This window comes from Parabacteroides sp. D25, assembly GCF_000307475.1.
In the GTDB taxonomy this organism is placed as follows: domain Bacteria; phylum Bacteroidota; class Bacteroidia; order Bacteroidales; family Tannerellaceae; genus Parabacteroides; species Parabacteroides distasonis.
In genome coordinates this window covers 748,419-769,939 of sequence record NZ_JH976502.1, presented here as the reverse complement: position 1 = coordinate 769,939, position 21,521 = coordinate 748,419, and the positions used below count along the sequence as shown (strand labels likewise).

The following is a 21,521-nucleotide window of genomic DNA, read 5'->3' as shown; positions in this document are numbered from 1 at the left end:
GATGGACATTGTAAAAAAGACAGGATTAGAAAGAATTGTAAAAAGACATCATGCTAGCACGGATAAGATTCAACCGATCGTAGATGAATTGGTAAAGGAAGGTCTTACTATTGGGACGGACGAGTTGAGAGATTTATCGGATAAGTGCGCCCTGCTTTACAGGGAAGCGGAAAATATGGCAAAGAAAGAATCCTTCCGTATCAAGATCGCATTCAAGAGAGATAAGGATTATGCGGAAACGGTCGGGTCTTTGAACGCCCTTATAGATAGGTGCGCCTCATCATTAAAAAAGGTTCTTGGCTATCATACTATTAACCCGCTGGAAATAGACGCATTTTGCATCGAGAATGGCAAGGTGATAGTATCACCCTTATGGTTTGACGAGAAAAATAGAGAGTACACGATCGAACCAACCGAACAACGAGACTTGGCGAAAAACTTAGTGGACGATCTCAAAAAGGCTATTGACAATCTTAACGCTTACGTGGCGAATAACCCCGCTTTTGGCAAAGGCTTAACATCATTCGCCGATAATCGGCGTTGCCTGTGTTGGATTGATGAGGATGGGGAATTTCATGAGGAAATCGAGAATTACGAATTTATTTAAAAGTAGACCTATGACTAAAGAAGAAAGAAAACGGTTTGATAACACACGGCGTGACTTGCAAGAAAATCCTGTAAAGGCCATGTTATTCTATGCTCACTACGGGACAAAGGAAACAGCAAATGAAACATGTGACAATCCCTTTGAGCGATGGAAACAGACAACCCAACGAGAAAACCGGGCCATCTGTAATCATTTAGGTATAGAGTATAAGGATGAGGACTTCAAGATATCAAGCGAGAAGCTAGCTAAAGAATGGTGTAAGAATTTACCGGATATCGAATGAGACGATTGTATTATTATCCAGATCCATCAAAGGATAATGAAAGATAACCCCGGGTAGGCCCATTTTGAACGGGCTTACCCGGATATTATCTTAGGATTATTCCAGTGAGCTAATGACAAGCACATTTTCTCTAACTATTAAGGTCGTAAAAATATGGTAGCAATCATAGATCACATACCAAGGATTCAGTTATCAGACATAAAAGAATTGATCCGGAGACAGACCGGTACAAACCAAAAGTTAATGCAACTGATCACATTGAATAATATCGAGTACAGAATAACCGTATCTATAGAAAGCAAAGATGTTGTATTTCGATGGAAATTTAAGGATAAGGATAAAGAGGTAAAGGTAAAGCTAAAAACAGAACCTAGCAATTTGGGTAATGGCATCGTATGGTATTTTCTTTGTCCCTATACTGGACATAAATGCAGGAAGCTTTTTATAGATGGCAACGTCGTTGCGAGCCGATACGCATTCGCCCACGTTTATAATCAATCGAGAGAAAGCAAGATAGGCAGGTTCTTCAGTGGATTAAACCGGAAAAATATAGATCGTAAATATGGGAAACAATTTTATAGGGGCCTATTGACTCCGTACGGCAAAAGGCTAAGGAAACAGTATGATAAAATGAAAAGAGCAAACGATTTGCTTGAGGTATATTTGGTACCCAAGAACAAAGGGAGGAAACCGAAGGATGAGACCGACATTCAAACTCGTATCTAAATATCCCGTGGATATCAAAGCGGAAGAGACCGAAGAAAATAACTACAAGGTTCTATTTGCTTCCGCTGATATCCAGATATCACAGCCTATCACGAAAGATGAGTATATCGAATAGCGAGATACCTTCTATGTATCCCCAAGCAAGGCGAAAAACCAATTACTTGATAAACTCTCATTCGAAGGTACAGGCTTCCAACGATCGGACTTCAACTTTATTGATTTGATCGAATTGTCTCCGGAAGCGGAAAAAGCGTTGATATCATTTGCGGCCTTATTGGACTAATATAACGGCAATCCCGTTATAGGTTTTTCTACGGTCATATCGTGCGTATAAAGTTAACCCGTTCAAAATTGAGCGGGTCTTTTTAAATCTTGTTATTATCGATATTCTATAATGTGGGATTCTCACACGTTTAAAGCAGACGAAATAGTTCATGTCTTCTATTTGCAACGTTTTAAATACCGTTTTTGTCGGTATTCTCATCTCGACACAATCTCAATTGCGTTATTCCGGTTCATACCCTTCATAATAGTAAGACCGATTGATACCTTTGAATATCACCTCCCGGTCATTAACACGGTCTGTCAATGCTTGACGCAACAGCGTACGCAACTCCAGATCGTTTATTGGGCTTCTTTCCATCGCTTGCAAATACAGGACCTTATCCACGTTTTGCCAGTCAATAACAACGGAAAGCCGTTTTTTCAAGATCATGTCAAGCCAAATGCGGGTAGATCGCCCGTTCCCTTCCATGAACGGGTGCGCCACGTTCATTTCCACGTATTTCGCTATGATCTCGTCAAATGTAGTTTCCGGCATCTTCTCTATCACGGGTAGTATCGCGTCCAAGTACAAGCAGTTGGCAAAGCGGAAATTCCCCTTTGATATGTTGAGTTTACGCACCTTTCCGGCAGAGTCGTACAATCCATCAAAAAGATAGCGATGTATGTCACATAAGCCCTTCACGGTTCCCACCTCAATACGATCTATATCGCCGGTATCAAACAGGGCGTGAGCTTTTACAAGGCTCAATCTGTCTATTTCTTTCGTATTCATGCTCATTCTACTTTGATATTGATATCCTTACCGCAGTTAGGGCACGTGAGAGTTAAAGCGTCTTTCTTCGGTTGCTCGAATAGTTCTGTAACCGGGCATCCTATTGCGTCCGCTATTTTATTTAAAGTTTCCACTGTAGGGTTTCCATTTACCATATTTGATAAATTCACTCTATTAATTCCCATCTTATCGGCAAGCTCTGTTATAGTCATACCTTTTTCTTTGATAACTTCTTTTATTCTTAAATCCATACTGTAATGCTTTAGTTTTCGATACAAATATACGAATAAAAGTTATTTGTAATGCCATATGGGTACATTTATTTGTTAAAGTAGTGTTAAATACTACTTTTTATTTTGCAAATTGTACCGTTTTATACTACATTTGCGACACGATCGAAAATTAAAACATTACAAAGCTATGACAAACGAGGATTACATGAACAACGAGCTAGCCGAACTAGAGGCTATGACAGAGAAAGAGGCTTGCGAGATTTATAACGTGGATTACAAAGAGGAGGCCGAGACATACATTCGTGAATATTGGATGTACATAGCGTAAACGGATTACTAACACATAAAACTATACGATCATGAAGAATTTTAGGACTAAAGTATTCAAACAGGCCCATGAGCTTATGAGAGCAACGGGAAAGGCATTTGCGGTATGCCTGTCCAAGGCGTGGGCGTTGTACCGCCTCACCAAGCGGATGCGCCGGGAAATAGTAACATTCGCTTACGAGAAAGCGGATGGAAGCTTGAGAAAGGCGAAAGGAACGTTACAGGACGTTCAGAACCTCATCAAAGGTACAGGTCCGGAAAATTACAAGACCGTCCGTTACTTCGACGTTGAGGCGAACGGGTTCCGGTCATTCAAGGTAGAGAATCTAATCACGACATATTAACAGCATCTTAAATAGAGATAAATTAATGAAAGATATAAATAAAATACTCAGCGACATAGCCTTGATATCAAGGGAGGATAAGAAAGCGATGGAGCGATTCAACCGGCAATCCATCAAGATGGAGAGGTTGATCGATGAGCTGGAGAGGGCTTGCGGATTTAGAGAGACCAACCCCAAGCCAAGCATGACTGTTTCGGTGTACAACAACGGAAGGTCAAAGCCGGGAAGATTCGACCTTCGATCGTTAAACACGCATCTTTTAGCGCAATAGGGCGAAGAGCTGTCTAGCCAATAAGGGCCGGGCCTAAATCTTATGACGGATATGCCGGATATGACGCAAGAAAAAAAGTTTTTTTCAACCTACATGTCCTACATAAAAGCCGATTCGACTATGTAAGGTATGTAGGATATGTAGGGCAAAAGACACGCTAGATAAAATAAGAGATATGTTTTGTATAAGGGGCTTTTTGAGGTATATCGAGAAAGGAAATACCGCATGACGGGAACGGCGATCGGAAGTTTGAAGCCCGGTAGGTAATATTGCCTACCGGACACCCTTGCAGACCGGAACGACCGGACATCGCAAAGCGAGATTGCGGCAAGGGACAGATGCACACTTAACCAGCAACGATCATAGCTGGAGGTGAAGATACAGGGCATAAGCAGATCGATATTAGAGGTTATCACCTTAAAAGGGGTATATGACTTGAAATTCAATACATTTGCTATCTGATAACCTATAACCTGATAACCTCGGGTAAATATCGTGAGAGCGGTCTTATTTCGATTGCATAGGCTTCACTGGATATGTGGTGACGCTATGCGCGTTTAAATAGGCTTTCAGTAGCTCCAGCCACACCCGGCACGGTCTTTGAGCCTGTCCTTTGATGGAATGCCGGGGACGAATGTTGAGGTTACGGTATAAATGCGCTTAACTTATTGATTTATAACACGTATGGTATCACCGTAACCCCGTAACCTGTGCAATTATTTGGATGAGAAACATAGAGGTTGACGAATATTTGATTATAAATAACTGATTAACATATCAATAGCATGTAGTCAACCGTCAACCTGTCAACCACTGTAATTTGTATACAAAATACCCTATAATATAAAAGTTAACATTACAGGTGCTTTTGTTCGTGAGAATGAGAGTACCTTTTTTATTGATATTGTGAAGATGAGAAACAAAAACAGACTCTATCACCAATGAAGTAATAGAATCTATTTTTCAATTGCAGTACCAATGTAGTACCAATTTTGTTTTTAGAGAGGTGCCTGGCAGATTCGAACTGCCGTACATGGTTTTGCAGACCACTGACTAAGCCACTCATCCAAGGCACCGTACGAACGTTTAGTATATTTGTTATTGTAAAAGATACAATAAACCTCTAGAGGTTCCTGGCGGATTCGAACCGCCGTACACGGTTTTGCAGACCGCTGACTAAGCCACTCATCCAAGGAACCATAACTTCAACACAAAACAACTACTTTTGTTTTGCGAGTGCAAAGAAAGAGAATAATATTGGAATTACCAAACTTTTCCTTTCTTTTTTATTTTTCCCTCCGAATATTATAGAAGTAGAGAAAATGAGCTTACCTTTGCCTATCAAATAGATAAATAACGAAAAAATGACTTATACAGAAACTGTAATACCGGGCGTATGGATCATTGAGCCAAAGGTATTGAAAGATGCGCGCGGATACTTTATGGAAGCTTTTAAGCAAGCGGAATTCGAGGAGCATATCGGAAAAATCCAGTTCGTGCAAGACAACGAATCTTGCTCCTCTAAAGGCGTATTACGAGGATTACACTATCAGCTAGCGCCCTATTCTCAATCTAAATTAGTCAGGGTGATCAAAGGACGGGTATTGGATGTAGCCGTAGACGTACGTGAAGGCTCGCCCACATTCGGCAAATATGTAGCTGTAGAGTTATCGGACGAGAATAAACGCCAGTTATTTATTCCACAGGGATTCGCCCACGGATTCCATGTATTAAGTGACGAGGCTATCTTTACCTATAAAGTAGATAATCCATATACTCCGACGCATGAACGGGGAATCCGCTATGACGATCCCACGGTCCATGTAGATTGGAGCATCACAGATCCGGAATCGATCAACCTATCCGAGAAAGACACCAAGGCTCCATTGCTGAAAGACGCTGAGCTTAATTTCAAATACTAAACACTGTACAGATATGAAAACTTACCTAGTTACCGGTGCCGCCGGTTTTATCGGTGCCAATTTCATCAAACATATGCTGGCGAAATATGACGATATCAAGATCGTTGTCCTAGACTTGCTGACTTACGCAGGTAATTTAGGCACCATCGCCGAGGATATCGATGGAGTACGTTGCGAGTTCGTGAAAGGCGATATTTGCGACCGTGCCTTGGCCGACCAGCTATTCGAGAAATACAACTTCGATTATGTCGTGAACTTCGCCGCTGAAAGTCATGTAGACCGAAGCATCGAAAATCCCCAGCTATTCCTGCAAACCAACATCCTTGGTACACAAAACCTATTGGACGCCGCACGAAAAGCATGGGTTACCGGTAAGGCCGAGACTGGTTATCCGGTATGGCGTGAAGGTGTACGTTTCCATCAAGTCTCTACCGATGAGGTCTATGGAAGCCTAGGTGCCGAAGGGTATTTCCACGAGACCACGCCTTTAGATCCCCGAAGCCCGTACAGCGCCTCCAAGACAAGCGCAGACTTATTCGTAAAGGCTTACCACGAGACGTATAAGATGCCGGTATCTATTACCCGTTGTTCCAACAACTACGGACCTTACCATTTCCCGGAAAAATTGATTCCTTTAATTATAAAGAACATATTGGAAGGTAAATCCCTACCTGTATATGGTGACGGCACAAACGTACGCGACTGGTTATATGTAGAGGATCATTGCAAGGCGATCGACGCCGTCATCCACCACGGACGTGTGGGAGAGGTTTACAACGTAGGCGGTCATAACGAGAAGCAGAACATCGAGATCGTAAAACTCACGATCCGGACGATCCATCAACTAATGACCGAACAACCGGAATATCGCCAAGTATTAAAGAAAAAAGAGATCGGTGCCGATGGAGAAATCTCTATCGACTGGATCAACGACAGCTTGATTACATTCGTAAAAGACCGTCTGGGCCATGATCAACGATACGCAATCGACCCGACGAAGATCACCAACGAATTAGGCTGGACACCAGAGACCTGCTTCGAGGTTGGTATCGTAAAAACCATCCGTTGGTATCTTGAGAACCAGAAATGGGTGGAGGATATCACCGGTGGAGATTACATGAAATATTACGAGCAAATGTATGGATCACGTTGATTCCTCAACGTGACCGTGTGTATGTGGATGAATCTCAGAGAGGCTGTTTCCTAATTCGGGAGCGGCCTCTCTTATTTGTTTCCGGATCGTCTCGCGTATCTCCTCACGCACATTCCTGCGGGTACTATCCAGTTCCGCTTGCTTGGTAGGTTTCAAGAAATCTTTATATTTACATTTCACTATCTTGAACTTGAAATCATCCAGATTCCCTTTTATATCGATACCCAGCTTAAACGGCACCGGCGATTTTAAAACCGAGAGATGGTAATCGAACGTCATATCCAAATTATGCGTTCCTCCTACGGCTACTTTATACCGGTCCATCTCCACCAAGAATGGGAATACCTCGATCTTGTTATCATGGATCGCTAAATCTACCGCTATACTATCAATCATATTCCGTTTTTTATTCTTGAACATCAGCGTCTTCGATATCTCGGTAAATGTCTCACCATCCAGCAGCACCATATTCTTTCCGCTCAGGTAGCAAGAGGCATTTACAGACGGCAGCAACACGGACATCGTAGAATCCGCCTTGCAAGTCGCCGTCATCTGGCAATCTACCATGCCTTCGAACGAACGAAGCATAGGGACCAATGTATCAATATCCGGGAATAAACTGATTAACCGTTCCACTAAAATATCATTTAAGGACAACTCAAATCCCATAGTCGCCTCTTGATCTGTTTTGGTCGTATAAACCATCGTCAGATCTCCAGAACCGATATTCGAGCTCATACATAAATCGCTCAGATTGATACTTTGATCCCGGATTACAACCTCACCTTTCACATCCTCCAACTTCAGATCCTTAAAATCTATTTTTTTAGCATTTGTATGAAGCGTCAGATCCAAGAATTTCGGAACGACAAATAGTTGAGAGATCGAATCCGTAGCGACACTATCCACGGTATTCGCTAATAGATGATCCGTCTCCAGTACGGAGATACTGTCTTCCGAGAAGGCCCCAACTGAATTGGATGCCAATTGATCAGAAAACTGCAAACCTTTACCTATAGCTAGCATCAACTGGTTACAATCGATCAGATCGGATTCCAACTCGAAATTCGCTTTCAACTTTCCTCCCCGTAGCATGGCCCGCCGGATGTCGCTAAGCTCTCCGCTCAAAGTAAAATCGCTCTTTCCTAAATGCAGGCGGGCACCACTCAACGTCATATTGTTAGTATTGAATTTCACGCTTGTCTCATCAATATACATCGGAATGGGGAATAAGCGGCTAAAGCCCCTCAATTGCTTAAACCTCACTTGTCCCCGAGCCTCCCATTGGCGTAAGACACTGTTTGAGGAAGCGACCGAATCCACTTGCGACCGCTGTCTATTCGCCCTTCGGGTGGTCTGCGTGCGCCTGCGCAAGGTATCACCGGCGGCAATACGGCGTTCACGTTGTTGACGAATCGCTTGCCGATAAGGTAATGCTTCCAAAGAGAACTGGCTTTCCGTCAGAACCATACCCGTCCGTAAAGGGATAAGAATATATTTTAAGGTGTCCACCGAGATCGTAGCTCCCGCCATAGGGATCCGCTTATCTGTAGAAGAAGCCTTGATGCCCCCTTTCAACACGGTCTTACCGGCCACCATCCAGGTAGAATCCGGCAACTTGGTGCGTAAATGATCAAATTCCAACCCTGCGGTCATAGGGATAACAGCCGTTGTATCAATAACCGGCGTCGTATTGGCTACCATCTTCAATCCACCGATATTCGTACTGATCTCATCCTTATACTTTATATTCAAGGTATCCACCGATAGATTAGCGCTCAACAATCCTTTCGCATTCAGATATTTACTTTCATTTTCCGTAGATCCTACAAACAGATTCGCCCCAGCGATATACATATCCACGCCTAACGGCTTACTAAACGCCTTGAAGCGATCAACCGTCAAATTGCCGGATGATTTGACCTTGGCGAAGCGGCTATTCACGATATCATCCACCTTAAACACCGTAGATAAATCAGCCATCATGGTACCCTCCAGCAGCAGTGTGTCGGGATTCAAGAACTCTTTAGCCAAACGGGTAAAATCGACCTGCCCTTTCATCTCCGCCCGAATCGCGGGATTCCTCCAGATATCCCTAACCTCGCCACTCATGGTCAACGAGGTATTCAACCCGATCAATGTCAACTCCTCCAAAGAGACATAAGAAGAATCCGGGTAAGCGCCATTCAAATGTAAATCCACGTCCATGCGCAATGTATCGATCCCCTGTTCAATACCTTTTACATGATAAGAACCATCCTCTATCTTGCAGCATAAGTTCACGGTCGGAACAATACTATCCCCTAATTCTCCACGGATATCCCCTTCCAAAATAATACGTCCCTCAGCAAGTGTTTTATCCCGATCCTTAAAATATTCATCCGGAATAAAATGTAAGAGATCATTCATATCGGAAACCTTCAACCCGAAAGTCATATCGATCCGTGACGGATTATCCTCGGTAGCCGGTACCATAAAGCCATCCGCCGTAAAAGGCAGGTTATTCACCAGCAACTCCGCGTCCCTCAACCCAATCCGGCGAAGTCCGTCAGCCAACAACAAACGTCCCTTGAAGCGTAACGCTAACTTATTCGCCAAAGAATAAGACGGGCTACGGAATACGATCGAGGAAGAACCGGTCTCCACATCCAACTTATTTCCTCGTTGGGTCAAAAGGCCGTCTATATGTAAAAAGAAACCATCGATCGCCGTATATAAATCCTGCTGGCGGTCATCATAGACAAAGTGCCCATTCGTAATATGCACTTGCTGCAAATCTATTTTAGGCAATGGAGATGACGATGATTCATCTACCGAATCCATCTCACTTTGATAAATCTCCCAATTCGCCTTTCCCTCCTCATTCACATAACCATAAAAACGGATACTATCCATGATAACCCGAGGAATCGTCACCTTCCCGCTAAACAGATAATCCGTAGGGTTAAATACGACGATCGCTTTTTTGAAAGACAACAAGGAATCCGAAGGAATCATCAAATCCTCCTGATAGCCTATAGAATCCTCAGCCAGATTTGAGATCAAACGCCCATTCGTCAACTTCACTCCCAGATAAGGATACGTCTCAAAATAAGTCAACTCCACCCGCTCACATTCCAAGTGCGCCTCTATGAATTCGTTTGTTTTTTCTACGACCAGCGGTGTCAGCTTCTCCGGAGGTAAGACCGCCCATTTCAGTATACCAACCCCGATCAAGGGAAGTATGAAAAAGATCCCGACCAACACAGACACAACAACCAGCAATATCTTTCTTATTCGTACCATACTCATTCCTTCATCTTATCACAAACAACACTAATTAAATTGTATGAGCAAAAATACGAAATACTATCCCAAAGACAACGCTTATCTCATAAAAAAAGGCCCCCCGCAATGAGAGACCTTCTTTTTACATCTTATTTATTTTTCTACAATTCATTTATCCAGAACCTCGTATTTAGAATGCTGGCTCTTGAACTCAGGAACAATCTCCTTCATCCGCTTCACGATCTGCATATCCCCCTCCACGGCACAAGCATGTACCAAGGCATCAATCCGCAGATTGGCGTCCGCATAATCATACGCACGGACTTGGGCGATCTTGATCTTCGGATGAAAAGTAGGCTTGAAGGTCTCCTCCTCGTTGAGTACCTCCTCATACAATTTCTCTCCGTCTCGCAATCCCGTGAACCGGATCTCGATTCCCTTCACCCCGCTCAGACGGATCATACGCTCTTCATTTACCAAAGCAATGATGTACTCAACTTTGTCTTCCAGATGATAGTTACGAGGTATATCCATAATGATTATTTTACTGAAAATAAAAATAATCATTTATCATCTTAACACTAACTTTTCCGATAAAAATATTAGAGTACATTTGCTCTCAATTGTAACAAATATTCTTCTTTATACAATCCACAATATAAGCCACATCCTCATCCGTCACATAGGGGCCGGAAGGCAAGCACAACCCGACCTTAAACAAAGATTCGCTCACCCCATTCACGTAAGCCGGGCAATCTTTATAGACAGGTTGCTTATGCATCGGCTTCCACAAAGGGCGAGATTCTATACCCATCGCGTCAAGTCCCACACGCATCGCCTCGACATTGGCATTCGGCTCGCAATCCGTATGTGCGTTAACCGCTGCGTGAGTCACACCGCCCGCACCACCAACAGCACCTTGTACCGTCGCTTGATAAGCATTCTCCTGCCCTTTCACCCTCAATAAAGGATCCAAGACAATCGTATTCAACCAATAATTACTATCAAAACGACCGGAAGGATTCTCATGCAAGGTGATCCCTCTCACATCCTTCAACAGTTCCCGGTATAAATCACACGTATGCTTATGATGAGCCACATGAGCATCAGCCACCGTCATCTGACCACGCCCGATACCCGCACAAATATTCGACATCCGATAATTATACCCGATCCGCTCATGCTGGTAATACGGATAAGCCTCCCGAGCCTGCGTAGCGTAGAACATGATCTCCCGCTTAGCCTCCCCGTCCGGACAAATCAACGCACCACCACCACTGGTCGTAATCATCTTATTCCCATTGAACGACAACACCCCATATTTTCCAAACGTACCCAGCATACGTCCATCATAACGAGAGCCAAAACCCTCCGCCGCATCCTCAATGACCGGAATCCCATACCGATCAGCGACCGCCATAATCTCATCCACCTTATAAGGCATCCCATATAAGGCCACCGGGACAATCGCTTTCGGTGTTTTTCCCGTCTTCTCGATACGATCTTGAATCGCCTCTTCCAACAACACAGGATCCATATTCCAAGTATCCACCTCCGAGTCCACGAACACAGGCGTAGCCCCCAAATAAGTGATCGGATGCGAGGAAGCACAGAAGGTAAAGCTCTGTACCAGCACCTCATCCCCCGGCTTCACGCCACAGGCAAGCAACGCCAAATGCACCGCAGCAGTACCGGCAGACAGAGCCACCACATGTTTACCTTCACCCACGAATTCCTCCAAATCTTTCTCAAATCCATTCACGTTCGGACCTAGAGGCACGACCCAGTTCGTATCAAAGGCTTCTTTGATATACATTTGTTCTTTGCCGCTCATGTGAGCAAGGCAAAGATAAATTCGTTTATTCATTATTATTGTGATTTTAGAAAATACTTCGGATCAGCATAAAAGCCTCAGCTCTTTCTACGCTAATTGTAGCACCTCTATATTTCGCCAAAGCTTCCAAAGCCTCTAAAGAACGAGAACTAGGGAACCGCCTTAGTTGAGATTGATAACACTCCATCGCTCTCAATTTCATTTTCATTCCATCTTGACTACAAGGAATGAATACCGTGGGAATAAAAGCATCATCCGCATAAGGAGCAGCCCATTCAGTTTCAGATAACGTTTCATAGGTATAAACTCGCTTAACCGTATAATCTCCAACAGGACGACAAGCGACTAATACACTGTCAAAGACCATCCGATGATCTTTATGTATATCTCCTCTATGGGGAATAAACACTGTATCTATTTGATTTTCGGATATACATTTTGAAACTTCACGAGACATGATATAACCTGGATATTGATCTAATGCAGGAGCCGGAAAATCAAAGAAAAAGGTCTGTTTTACACCTAGTAAACGATGAGCCTCCAGTGCCTCTGTTCTAACACGCTGAATACCTTTTTCGGAAAAAATATTTGGATCAGATTTACTGGCATTTGTCATAATCAGCACATACACATTATGACCTTCTTGTATCATCTTATAAATAGTTGCCCCACAGCCCAATATTTCATCATCCGCATGAGGTGCGATAAACAAAACATTATTTTTCATTTTTCAACAACGTTAAATCTTGCTTTATCATTTCTATCTCATTCCGCAAACGGAAAATCTCATATTGATCATAATAGCCTAATCTAGAACCTACAACCAAATGCTCATCGACAGGTCTATCCAAATAATCAACCATGTTATATTTCACCAATTCAACATAACCATCAGCTGTTTGAACAACAGGATTATCATTATTGAAATTCACTACACGACCAATAACACCTTTCGCATATCCAGAAGCATAATAATTTGATTTCCATACCAGAACCTTATTATTACCATAGAAAGAGAAAGCCCCGGGATGAGGCGATGTACTAGCCTTTATCAAACGATCAATATCTTTTGCCGTGTTCGACCAATCTATACAACCATCCAAAGGAGCCCGCCTAGCATAGAAAGTAGCCGCCTTCCCATCTTGAGGAATCCCTTTTAATCCGACAGAAGACAAAGAAGGAAGCCAACGATCCAAAGCCCGAACCATAGCCTCTTTCAACTTAACACCAATAGAAGTAACATCATCATCTTCCCTTATAGAAAAAGGTTCCTGCACAAAAATATCCCCTTCATCAGCATTTGTGTCTATTTTAAAAAAAGTTGCCGCACCTTCTCCCTTGTCCAATATCAGCCAAGCCATAGGAGCCCGACCCCGTCCTTTTGGCAACTTCGTTGGATGAAATCCTACACAAGCCAATCGAGGTAATCTTATAATATCTTCATCAACCAACTGAGAGACACCAACCACAAAAAGAATATCAACCGAAGCGTTCCTAATTTGCTCCTTGATATCGTTCGAATTTATTTTTATGAAAGGATAATAAGAAAGATGATTATCTTCCGCAAATCTACGCATCGAACAATAACCACTTACATTTAAAGTCGAGTGAGGTTCATACCCCCAAACTCCAACAACATTAAATGAATATTCCACCAACTTTTGTAACGTCAGCAAACTACTGCCAACACTACCAATCAATCCAACCCTCATTTCTTAATATATTTTTCTTCTCCAAACAAAACAATCGCCACGGTCTTGACAAGAATCCTCAAATCCAACATAAACGACATACGGTCAACATACTCACGATCCAAGCATAAACGCTCTTCCCAAGGAAGATAGATATTACCATTAACTTGCGCCCAACCTGTCATTCCCGGCCTAACTTCACATCGTTTCTTTGCAATTTCTCCAAATTTCTCATATAAACTCGGTAACGCAGGGCGAGGGCCAACTAAAGACATATCACCAATAAACACATTCCATATTTGAGGCAACTCGTCAATCTTAAAACGCCTTAAAAGTCCCCCTATTCTTGTAATATCCGGATCTTGCAAATACGTTTGTTTCACATTAGGATCTCTCTCCTTATTTGTCATCGTACGCAATTTATAAATCCTAAAAACACGCCCATTTTCACCAACTCTACTTTGCAAATAAAAAATAGGGCCTTTCGAATCCAACTTTATTAAAACAGCAACTATGATAAAAAGAGGAAATAAAAGCAACAATATAGCGAAGGAAATAAAAAAGTCAAATAAACGCTTAAATTTCAAATACATAACATACAAAATATAACAATTTAGGACATTCCCATTAAAGCAAAGGATTGTGCCTCTAGCTGATCTAAATTAAAAATCGCAGTAATACATCACAGATATAATTCTGAATTTTTAAACGTAAAATCCTTTGAAGCCAATAATGAATTATTACAATACTTTTGTTTTAGCATTTTGTCCGATTTTAATTCTCGGATATAAGCAACAATATCATCCACATTTGACTTCGAAATACAACGACCATTCTGGTACTTACTAATCAAACGAAACATCTCTGTATCATTATTAGAAATGGCAAGAAGAGGAACACCTACAGCCATTAAGTTAAAAGTCTTACTTGGAACACTGACCCTTGATACATTTTCATCAAGGGTAATTATACCCAAATCTGCAGAAGCTAACGAATATGGTAATACATTAAAATCCTGAAGAGGCAAAAAAGTTATATTACGAAGATTTAACTCTTCGGCTTGAGCCACTAAATCCGTTTTCTTTTTCCCCTCACCTATCATTAAGAATTTAACATCATTATCAGTTTGCATATTTTTAGCTACTTCAATAAGACATTCCACACTGTGTGTATAACCAATGTTTCCTGAATACATCACCACAAATTTATTTTCAAGATGATGTTCTTTAACAAATGGATTCTGTTCTTTGCATATAGGCTTAAAATCATCAGATGCAGACCACAATGGTACCACCTTTATCTTTTCAGCCTCACCATACTCAAGCAATATCTCTTTCATTCCCTCACTAAGAGTATAAATAGCATCTGCTTTTGCATATAGCTTCTTTTTTATTGATTTCCAAATCCTATATATAATATGCCTATCTGAGATTCCTATAGCTTCAAGGGCATTGGGATATATATCATACTCTACAATCCTAAACTTATTTCTCAACAATAATGCGGAGAAACATGCCATAGGAGGGTTTGTATAATATACAACTTCAAAATTTCTATATTTGAAAAGGAGTTTAAATAAAACCTGAATAGTCCCCAAAGACCAAGTCAATAATCTTCTTAAAGTACTAGCTTTATTATATTTACATATCTTATCTATTTGCACTTTAGGGTTAATTGAACGTACGCCTTCCTTTATTCCTGCACAAAGAATACTCACACAATCATATTTAGTACAATACGCATTCAAATCATCTACAACCAAGAAACCTGAACTTTGATTAACTAGAACTATCCTCTTTTTCATAATCGACATATAATCCCTAATTTTGGAAGACACACCTTAATCTTGCTATTTGCTTGTTTCCTAAACTATGCTTTGTCTTTATACCATTTCTAACATTCCGCACGCATAGGATTTGTCAAAAAATCAATATACGACAAACGAATCCCTTCCTCTAGTTCTGTCTTATATTTCCAGCCAAGACCTTCCGCCTTCGACACATCAAGCAACTTACGAGGGGTTCCATTCGGTTTTGTTAAATCCCATTCTATCATACCATCATATCCAACCACTCTTGCCACTAACTCAGTCAACTCTTTTATGGTCAATTCTTTTCCTGTTCCTGCATTTACTGTTTCATTACCGCTGTAATGATTCATCAGGAAAACACATAGATTCGCCAAATCATCCACATATAAGAACTCTCTCAAAGGACTTCCATCACCCCAACACACCACAGAAGGAAGTTTCTTTTCCTTAGCCTCATGAAAACGACGAATTAAAGCGGGTAGAACATGGCTATGGGTTGGATGATAATTGTCATTTGGACCATATAAATTGGTCGGCATCACACTAATAAAGTCTGTACCATATTGTCTATTGAGAAACTCACAATATTTCAATCCTGATATTTTTGCAAGCGCATACGCCTCATTTGTTTTCTCCAATTCCGAAGTTAACAAACAGCTTTCTTTCATTGGTTGAGGGGCTAACCTCGGGTAGATACACGAAGAACCAAGAAATTCCAATTTTTTACACCCTGTATTCCATGCGGAATGAATTACATTCATTTCAAGCATCATATTCTCATACATGAAATCAGCAAGCGAGTTCTGATTAGCCATAATCCCTCCCACTTTAGCTGCCGCAAGAAAAACATATTCCGGGCACTCAGCCTCAAAAAAATTCTCCACATCTACCTGCCGAAGAAGATCTAACTCCGCATGCGTGCGAGTAATTATATTGGTATATCCCTGTCGTTTCAATTCTCTAACGATCGCACTTCCCACCATTCCTCGATGGCCTGCGACAAATATCTTAGCGTTCTTTTCCATATCACTTCACAATACCCTTTTCCAAATACTCCGCTAGATTTAACTTAACCTGCTCACCCGCACGTTCAGCAGCTACTTTTGCCATATCCGCCTCAACCATGATTCTCACCAAATCCTTAAACGAGGTCATCCTTGCTGGATCCCAGCCTAATTTTTGCTTTGCCTTTGTTGGGTCTCCCCACAAATTCACCACATCCGTAGGCCTATAAAAATCAGAGGAAACTTCTATCAATATCCGCCCTGTTGACTTATCCACTCCTATCTCATTAGCTCCCTCACCCTTAAATTCCAGATCTATGCCAACAGCCTTGAAAGCCTCATAGCAAAACTCTCGGACAGAATGTTGTTCTCCTGTAGCTATCACAAAATCCTCAGGTGTATCTTGCTGTAAGATAAGCCACATACATTCCACATAGTCCTTGGCATATCCCCAATCGCGCAATGAGGAAAGATTGCCTAAATACAATTTATCCTGCTTTCCTTGAGCTATGCGAGCTGCTGCTAACGTGATCTTTCGGGTTACAAACGTTTCCCCCCGTCGTTCTGACTCATGGTTAAAAAGGATACCCGAGCAACAAAACATGTTATAAGCCTCACGATACTCTTTCACAATCCAAAATCCATATTGCTTTGCTACCGCATATGGACTATAGGGGTGAAAAGGGGTATTCTCGTTCTGAGGAACTTCCTCAACTTTTCCATACAACTCTGATGTAGAGGCTTGATAAATCCGACATTTACCTATTAAGTCACAATGTCTCACCGCCTCTAAGACTCTAAGTACCCCTGTCGCATCTACATTCGCCGTAAACTCTGGTGAATCAAAAGAGACTTGCACATGAGATTGAGCCGCAAGATTATAAATCTCATTGGGTTGAACAAGTTTAACAACCTGCAAAATACTCATTGAATCTCCCAAATCCGCATAGTGCAAATGAAAATGGGGCAACCCCTCAAGATGAGCTATCCTTTCACGATAATCAACCGATGACCGACGAATCGTTCCATGTACATCATAACCTTTATCCAATAAAAACTCAGCAAGGAAAGAACCATCCTGCCCGGTTATTCCTGTTATCAAAGCTGTTTTATTCATTTTATTACCTTTATTTCAATATTACTAATTGTGAAACCACCATCGGTTTTGTCTTCATCCACATGGCCCCCCAACTCAATTCCAGTCCAAACGAAGACATTAACAGTGTCGTTTCTTTAGTCCTAAGTTGATCTGCGATCCTTGTTACCATCAATGAAGGAATCGAAGCACCTCCTAAGTTTTCAAACTCTTCCAAATTGCAAGGCACTTTCGTTTTGGGCAACTTCAGTTTTTTCACAATACGCTCCACAATCATCTTGTTCGCTTGATGAATCAAGAAATAATCTATATCTGTTTCACGATTGATATTATAATCCGCTAAGAACATTTCGATAGACTTGGGAGAACGGGGATATAGCAAATGAGAAGACATTTATATGTTTATGAATAAAAATTCAAAACAAGATTATAATAAAGTATATCCACCATCTATCGCTAAACTAGAACCTGTTGTAAAAGTACTTGCATTAGAAAGCAGATAAATCGCATAGTAAGCGATTTCTTCTGGTTTCGCATAGCGCTTCAAAGGATAAGACAATTGATTCTTACTAACCTGTTCTTCTGAAATATTATCTCTATGAATAAAGGGTGTTTCTACCCTTGCAGGAAGTATACAATTCACACGAATTCGTTGAGCAGCTAATTCTACCGCTTGAACTTTCGCTATTCCCTGTATCGCAGACTTTGACGCTGCATAAATAGAGTTCCCGATATGTCCTGTAATCGGTCCATCGATAGAAGATAGATACACAATAGAAGCTCCTTTATTTATTCGTTTATATTTCAACAGTTTCTGAGTTAATAGTACGGGAGATTCAAAATTCAAACTCATCATCTTCCTCAAAATCTCATACGTTGTAAACTTAAACGGCAATGTCAATCCCATACCTGCGGAATGCACTAAGCCATCAATCACACCGACATGATTACACAAGTCCTCTATGGACTGAGAATCCGCTATATCACAGCTAAAATAAGAATGATCTCCATCCTCTAACTCTGTAAAAGCCCGAATTAAGCGTTCTTCATTTCTTGCGACTAATATCAAGTCCGCTCCCATCCGACTGCATTCTAAGGCTATACTTTTTCCAATACCGGAAGAAGCTCCGGTTACCAAAATTCTTTTTCCTTTAAGAGAAAAAGGATTATAGTTTTCCCTCATACTCTATCAAAGATAAATAACGTAAATCTGTCGAAAAATAAATGCTACCCCATGATAATCCTACTCCAAAAGCTGTCGCAATTACTTTTTGTTTTTTCTTAAGCATATCATTACACGAAGCGGTTAATGTCAATGGAATTGTAGCACAACTTGTATTTCCATAATCTCGTAACGAATAAGGAACCTTTTCCTCCGGAATTTTCAATTTCTTACGAATCTTCTCATTCATAAATAAATTGGCCTGATGAAATATAAAATAGTCTATCTCATTCACCTCTAAAGAAGCAAAGCTAAGAATATCCAAAACCGACTCCGGTGCTCTTTTTAACCCAAATGCAAAAACAGACATTCCATCCATTTCACTATCTAATGGTCGCCGAGCAATGCCTTCCCCATAAACCACTTCTTTCAATGAATTTTCAGTTACAGGATTCCGTGCTCCACCATCTTTAACAATAATTGAACGGTAAGATTTCCCTTCTGTCGCAAACGTAAAAAACATATCATCCGATTCTTCCGAATACTCTAAGGCCGTTGCTGTTCCCGCATCTCCAAATAAAGGCCAAGCGGTCTTATCATTCCTTGATTTGAATTTCGTAGGCGTATCACCAACCAGCAACAAAGCCTTCTTCATATACCCAGATGATAAAAGAGAAGCAACAACACTCATTCCATAAACCCAACCCGGACAACCATAAGATATATCTAATGTAAACGCAGCAAGAAAAAGCAAGGTTGATGATAATACAGCAAAAATGCAGTCTATTAAGCAGTTAGGTGTTTAACTCATAATACTGCATAAGCTGAAAAAGGAAGTCCGATAAAAGCTGCGAAAGACTTCAGTTCCCATATCGTTACTGATATAACAGGAACAAGAAACGGCACAACGGGTTCTATTTCAGTAATTTGCACAGTTTTTCATACCTGAGGACAACTCGCTTGATATTAACTTTGTAACGAACAAAAAAGTATGAAAACGAGTATGAGCAGATCGACCTTCAAAATCCTCTTCTATGTGAAGAAGGGCAGCGAGAGAGCCAACGGCTATCTCCCCCTGATGTGCCGTCTTACGGTGGACGGAGAAATCAAGCAGTTCAGCTGCAAGCTGGACGTGCCCCCGAAACTTTGGGACGTGAAAACAGCACGTGCCACGGGCAAGAGCGCCGAGGCGCAAAAAATCAATGCGGCGGTTGACCGGATACGCGTGGACGTGAACCGCCGTTACCAGGAACTGATGCAGTCCGACGGCTATGTCACCGCCGCTAGGCTGAGGGACGCCTGCCTCGGGCTGGGCGTGAAACGCGAGACGCTGCTGAAGCTCTTCGAGCAGCACAATGAGGAGTTCATCAAGAAAGTGGGACACAGCCGCGTGCAGGGGACATACAACCGCTACCGTACCATATACAGGCACCTTTGCGAGTTCGTCCCGAAAGTATACCGCCGTGACGACATCCCCCTGAAGGAACTCAACCTGACGTTCATCAACAACTTCGAGTATTTCTTGCGTACGGAGAAGAAATGCCGCACCAATACCGTATGGGGTTACATGATCGGGCTCAAGCACGTCATCTCCATCGCCCGCAACAGCGGTGCGCTTCCCTTCAACCCCTTCGCCGGGTACATCAACTCCCCCGAGAGCGTTGACCGGGGCTACCTGACGGAGCGTGAGATACAGACGCTGATGGAGGCCCCGGTGAAAAGCAGGACCTGCGAACTGGTACGCGACCTCTTCATCTTCTCCGTGTTCACCGGACTGGCATACGCGGACGTGAAGGCGCTGACGACCGACCGGCTCCAGACCTTCTTCGACGGCAACCTCTGGATCATCACCCGCCGGCGCAAGACGAACACCGAGTCCAACATCCGCCTGCTGGACGTTCCCAGGCGCATCATAGAGAAGTACAAGGGGCTGTCCAAGGACGACCATGTATTTCCGGTACCGAGCAACGGCAGATGCAACACCATATTGAAGGAACTTGGCAGGCAGTGCGGTTTCAAGATACGGCTGACCTATCATGTGGCCCGGCATACGAACGCCACCACCGTGCTGCTCTCGCACGGTGTACCCATCGAGACCGTAAGCCGTCTTTTGGGGCATACAGATTTGAAAACCACCCAGATATATGCCCGGATAACCAACCAGAAGATCAGCAGCGACATGGAAATCCTGTCCCACAAGCTGGAAAAGATGGAGAAGGAGATATGCGATGCCATCTGAGGAAATGGTATTTACGAAACGGACGATTTTCCCCTTCCTCATCAAAGTTCGTCCGTCCCTGCGGGACTCCGCGTTTTCCCTCCGGTTTCCGGTAGAAAATTTCCGCATGGTGAAATTTTCTACCGGAAAAACGCTCCGAAAGCGCAGGGACGAACGTGAGGGGGATTCAGAAGGCGAAAACTGCGACCGACGTAGTGCATGTGCGACAAGGAAAAGAACTGTCTAGGCGCCCCTTTTCATGCCGTACCCCGGCATGAGACCGCTTTCCTCTCCGGCTGTGGTGAAGGCTCTCCTGCTCCCTCTGCATTGCATATGCGGGTTGTTTTGCCTGTATCCACGTCAGCCGGTATTGCCTGCCCTTTCCTTGGTAGAAACGGCTTGTCGCAACAGGCGGCGTGACACAAACTTTTCCGGATATGGAGGAACATTCCGGAAAAAAGAGTGGAAGACGGGCTATTATTTGGCTGTATAACAACAAAGTTGTATTTTTGCAAA

At 42.4% G+C, this 21,521-nt stretch carries 22 protein-coding genes, 2 tRNA genes and 2 pseudogenes; 10 read left to right on the top strand and 16 right to left on the bottom strand.

The window, feature by feature from the left end; all coding sequences use genetic code 11:
* The first annotated feature begins 1 nt into the window (after window position 1).
* The 3 genes from HMPREF0999_RS10295 to HMPREF0999_RS22470 all read left to right on the top strand — a co-directional run bounded on the left by HMPREF0999_RS10295 (window position 2) and on the right by HMPREF0999_RS22470 (window position 1,731).
* Window positions 2–607 (top strand): hypothetical protein, encoded by a 606-nt coding sequence (locus HMPREF0999_RS10295; protein WP_009275890.1) that lies wholly within the window; start codon window positions 2–4, stop codon window positions 605–607.
* Window positions 608–617: 10 nt separating this feature from the next.
* Window positions 618–890, top strand: a complete 273-nt coding sequence (locus HMPREF0999_RS10290; RefSeq protein ID WP_009275889.1) for a hypothetical protein — start codon at window positions 618–620, stop codon at window positions 888–890.
* A gap of 697 nt (window positions 891–1,587) precedes the next feature.
* A complete protein-coding gene (locus HMPREF0999_RS22470; protein ID WP_010183581.1) occupies window positions 1,588–1,731 on the top strand; it encodes a hypothetical protein in 144 nt (47 codons plus the stop codon).
* Window positions 1,732–2,121: 390 nt separating this feature from the next.
* On the opposite strand, the gene fic is transcribed toward HMPREF0999_RS22470, so the two are convergent.
* Window positions 2,122–2,673, bottom strand: a complete 552-nt coding sequence (gene fic / locus HMPREF0999_RS10280; RefSeq protein ID WP_009275887.1) for a protein adenylyltransferase Fic — start codon at window positions 2,671–2,673, stop codon at window positions 2,122–2,124.
* A 2-nt stretch (window positions 2,674–2,675) separates the two neighbouring features.
* A complete protein-coding gene (locus HMPREF0999_RS10275; protein WP_008779333.1) occupies window positions 2,676–2,924 on the bottom strand; it encodes a helix-turn-helix domain-containing protein in 249 nt (82 codons plus the stop codon).
* A 169-nt stretch (window positions 2,925–3,093) separates the two neighbouring features.
* Between HMPREF0999_RS10275 and HMPREF0999_RS22465 the strand changes: the two genes are divergently transcribed.
* The 3 genes from HMPREF0999_RS22465 to HMPREF0999_RS10265 are packed head-to-tail and all read left to right on the top strand — an operon-like array spanning window position 3,094 to window position 3,848.
* Complete coding sequence (locus HMPREF0999_RS22465) at window positions 3,094–3,234, top strand: hypothetical protein (RefSeq protein ID WP_009275886.1); 141 nt, start codon at window positions 3,094–3,096, stop codon at window positions 3,232–3,234.
* A 31-nt stretch (window positions 3,235–3,265) separates the two neighbouring features.
* Complete coding sequence (locus HMPREF0999_RS10270; protein WP_009275885.1) at window positions 3,266–3,577, top strand: SH3 beta-barrel fold-containing protein; 312 nt, start codon at window positions 3,266–3,268, stop codon at window positions 3,575–3,577.
* 25 nt (window positions 3,578–3,602) lie between these two features.
* The gene (locus HMPREF0999_RS10265) at window positions 3,603–3,848 is read left to right on the top strand and encodes a hypothetical protein (protein ID WP_009275884.1); all 246 of its coding nucleotides are present in this window, start codon (window positions 3,603–3,605) and stop codon (window positions 3,846–3,848) included.
* A gap of 1,004 nt (window positions 3,849–4,852) precedes the next feature.
* Here the strand turns inward: HMPREF0999_RS10265 and HMPREF0999_RS10260 are convergent.
* Window positions 4,853–4,924 (bottom strand) — tRNA-Cys (locus HMPREF0999_RS10260).
* 51 nt (window positions 4,925–4,975) lie between these two features.
* A tRNA-Cys gene (locus tag HMPREF0999_RS10255) sits at window positions 4,976–5,047 on the bottom strand.
* 165 nt (window positions 5,048–5,212) lie between these two features.
* Here HMPREF0999_RS10255 and rfbC point away from each other — a divergent pair.
* Together rfbC and rfbB are read left to right on the top strand one after the other, a co-directional pair.
* Window positions 5,213–5,770, top strand: coding sequence for a dTDP-4-dehydrorhamnose 3,5-epimerase (gene rfbC, locus HMPREF0999_RS10250; protein WP_005865007.1), 558 nt, complete (start codon window positions 5,213–5,215; stop codon window positions 5,768–5,770).
* A gap of 13 nt (window positions 5,771–5,783) precedes the next feature.
* A complete protein-coding gene (rfbB, locus tag HMPREF0999_RS10245; protein WP_005854971.1) occupies window positions 5,784–6,923 on the top strand; it encodes a dTDP-glucose 4,6-dehydratase in 1,140 nt (379 codons plus the stop codon).
* Here rfbB and HMPREF0999_RS10240 read toward each other — a convergent pair.
* The 12 genes and pseudogenes from HMPREF0999_RS10240 to HMPREF0999_RS10185 all read right to left on the bottom strand — a co-directional run bounded on the left by HMPREF0999_RS10240 (window position 6,915) and on the right by HMPREF0999_RS10185 (window position 19,541).
* Complete coding sequence (locus HMPREF0999_RS10240) at window positions 6,915–10,214, bottom strand: AsmA-like C-terminal region-containing protein (protein ID WP_010183591.1); 3,300 nt, start codon at window positions 10,212–10,214, stop codon at window positions 6,915–6,917. The two genes, rfbB and HMPREF0999_RS10240, sit on opposite strands and share 9 nt — an antisense overlap.
* A 144-nt stretch (window positions 10,215–10,358) precedes the next feature.
* Window positions 10,359–10,724, bottom strand: a complete 366-nt coding sequence (locus HMPREF0999_RS10235) for a polysaccharide biosynthesis protein (protein WP_009275882.1) — start codon at window positions 10,722–10,724, stop codon at window positions 10,359–10,361.
* A gap of 85 nt (window positions 10,725–10,809) precedes the next feature.
* Window positions 10,810–12,057 carry a DegT/DnrJ/EryC1/StrS family aminotransferase gene (locus HMPREF0999_RS10230; RefSeq protein ID WP_009275881.1) on the bottom strand — a complete coding sequence of 416 codons (1,248 nt, stop codon included), beginning with the start codon at window positions 12,055–12,057 and terminating at the stop codon, window positions 10,810–10,812.
* Window positions 12,058–12,070: 13 nt separating this feature from the next.
* Window positions 12,071–12,751, bottom strand: a complete 681-nt coding sequence (locus HMPREF0999_RS10225) for a PIG-L deacetylase family protein (protein WP_009275880.1) — start codon at window positions 12,749–12,751, stop codon at window positions 12,071–12,073.
* Window positions 12,741–13,736, bottom strand: coding sequence for a formyltransferase family protein (locus HMPREF0999_RS10220; protein ID WP_008773334.1), 996 nt, complete (start codon window positions 13,734–13,736; stop codon window positions 12,741–12,743). Before HMPREF0999_RS10220 ends, HMPREF0999_RS10225 begins: the two co-directional genes overlap by 11 nt.
* Complete coding sequence (locus HMPREF0999_RS10215; protein WP_009275879.1) at window positions 13,733–14,308, bottom strand: sugar transferase; 576 nt, start codon at window positions 14,306–14,308, stop codon at window positions 13,733–13,735. Before HMPREF0999_RS10215 ends, HMPREF0999_RS10220 begins: the two co-directional genes overlap by 4 nt.
* A gap of 89 nt (window positions 14,309–14,397) precedes the next feature.
* Window positions 14,398–15,519 carry a glycosyltransferase family 4 protein gene (locus HMPREF0999_RS10210; protein WP_226769911.1) on the bottom strand — a complete coding sequence of 374 codons (1,122 nt, stop codon included), beginning with the start codon at window positions 15,517–15,519 and terminating at the stop codon, window positions 14,398–14,400.
* Between the two features lie 89 nt (window positions 15,520–15,608).
* Window positions 15,609–16,550, bottom strand: a complete 942-nt coding sequence (locus HMPREF0999_RS10205; protein ID WP_009275877.1) for a GDP-L-fucose synthase family protein — start codon at window positions 16,548–16,550, stop codon at window positions 15,609–15,611.
* A 1-nt stretch (window position 16,551) separates the two neighbouring features.
* Window positions 16,552–17,646 carry a GDP-mannose 4,6-dehydratase gene (gene gmd / locus HMPREF0999_RS10200; RefSeq protein WP_009275876.1) on the bottom strand — a complete coding sequence of 365 codons (1,095 nt, stop codon included), beginning with the start codon at window positions 17,644–17,646 and terminating at the stop codon, window positions 16,552–16,554.
* A gap of 10 nt (window positions 17,647–17,656) precedes the next feature.
* A pseudogene (locus HMPREF0999_RS10195) lies at window positions 17,657–18,023 on the bottom strand (3-oxoacyl-[acyl-carrier-protein] synthase III C-terminal domain-containing protein); the annotation flags it as partial.
* 29 nt (window positions 18,024–18,052) lie between these two features.
* Entirely contained in the window at window positions 18,053–18,808 is a 756-nt protein-coding gene (locus tag HMPREF0999_RS10190; RefSeq protein WP_010183603.1) for an SDR family NAD(P)-dependent oxidoreductase, read from the bottom strand.
* Window positions 18,792–19,541 carry a 3-oxoacyl-ACP synthase III family protein gene (locus HMPREF0999_RS10185; protein WP_410510703.1) on the bottom strand — a complete coding sequence of 250 codons (750 nt, stop codon included), beginning with the start codon at window positions 19,539–19,541 and terminating at the stop codon, window positions 18,792–18,794. The genes HMPREF0999_RS10190 and HMPREF0999_RS10185 overlap by 17 nt, the downstream gene beginning before the upstream one ends.
* Window positions 19,542–19,778: 237 nt before the next feature.
* Between HMPREF0999_RS10185 and HMPREF0999_RS10180 the strand changes: the two genes are divergently transcribed.
* Together HMPREF0999_RS10180 and HMPREF0999_RS23235 are read left to right on the top strand one after the other, a co-directional pair.
* Window positions 19,779–21,026, top strand: coding sequence for a site-specific integrase (locus tag HMPREF0999_RS10180; RefSeq protein ID WP_010183606.1), 1,248 nt, complete (start codon window positions 19,779–19,781; stop codon window positions 21,024–21,026).
* Window positions 21,016–21,498 (top strand): annotated as a pseudogene (locus HMPREF0999_RS23235) (hypothetical protein). The gene HMPREF0999_RS10180 and the pseudogene HMPREF0999_RS23235 overlap by 11 nt, the downstream one beginning before the upstream one ends.
* Window positions 21,499–21,521 lie beyond the last annotated feature (23 nt).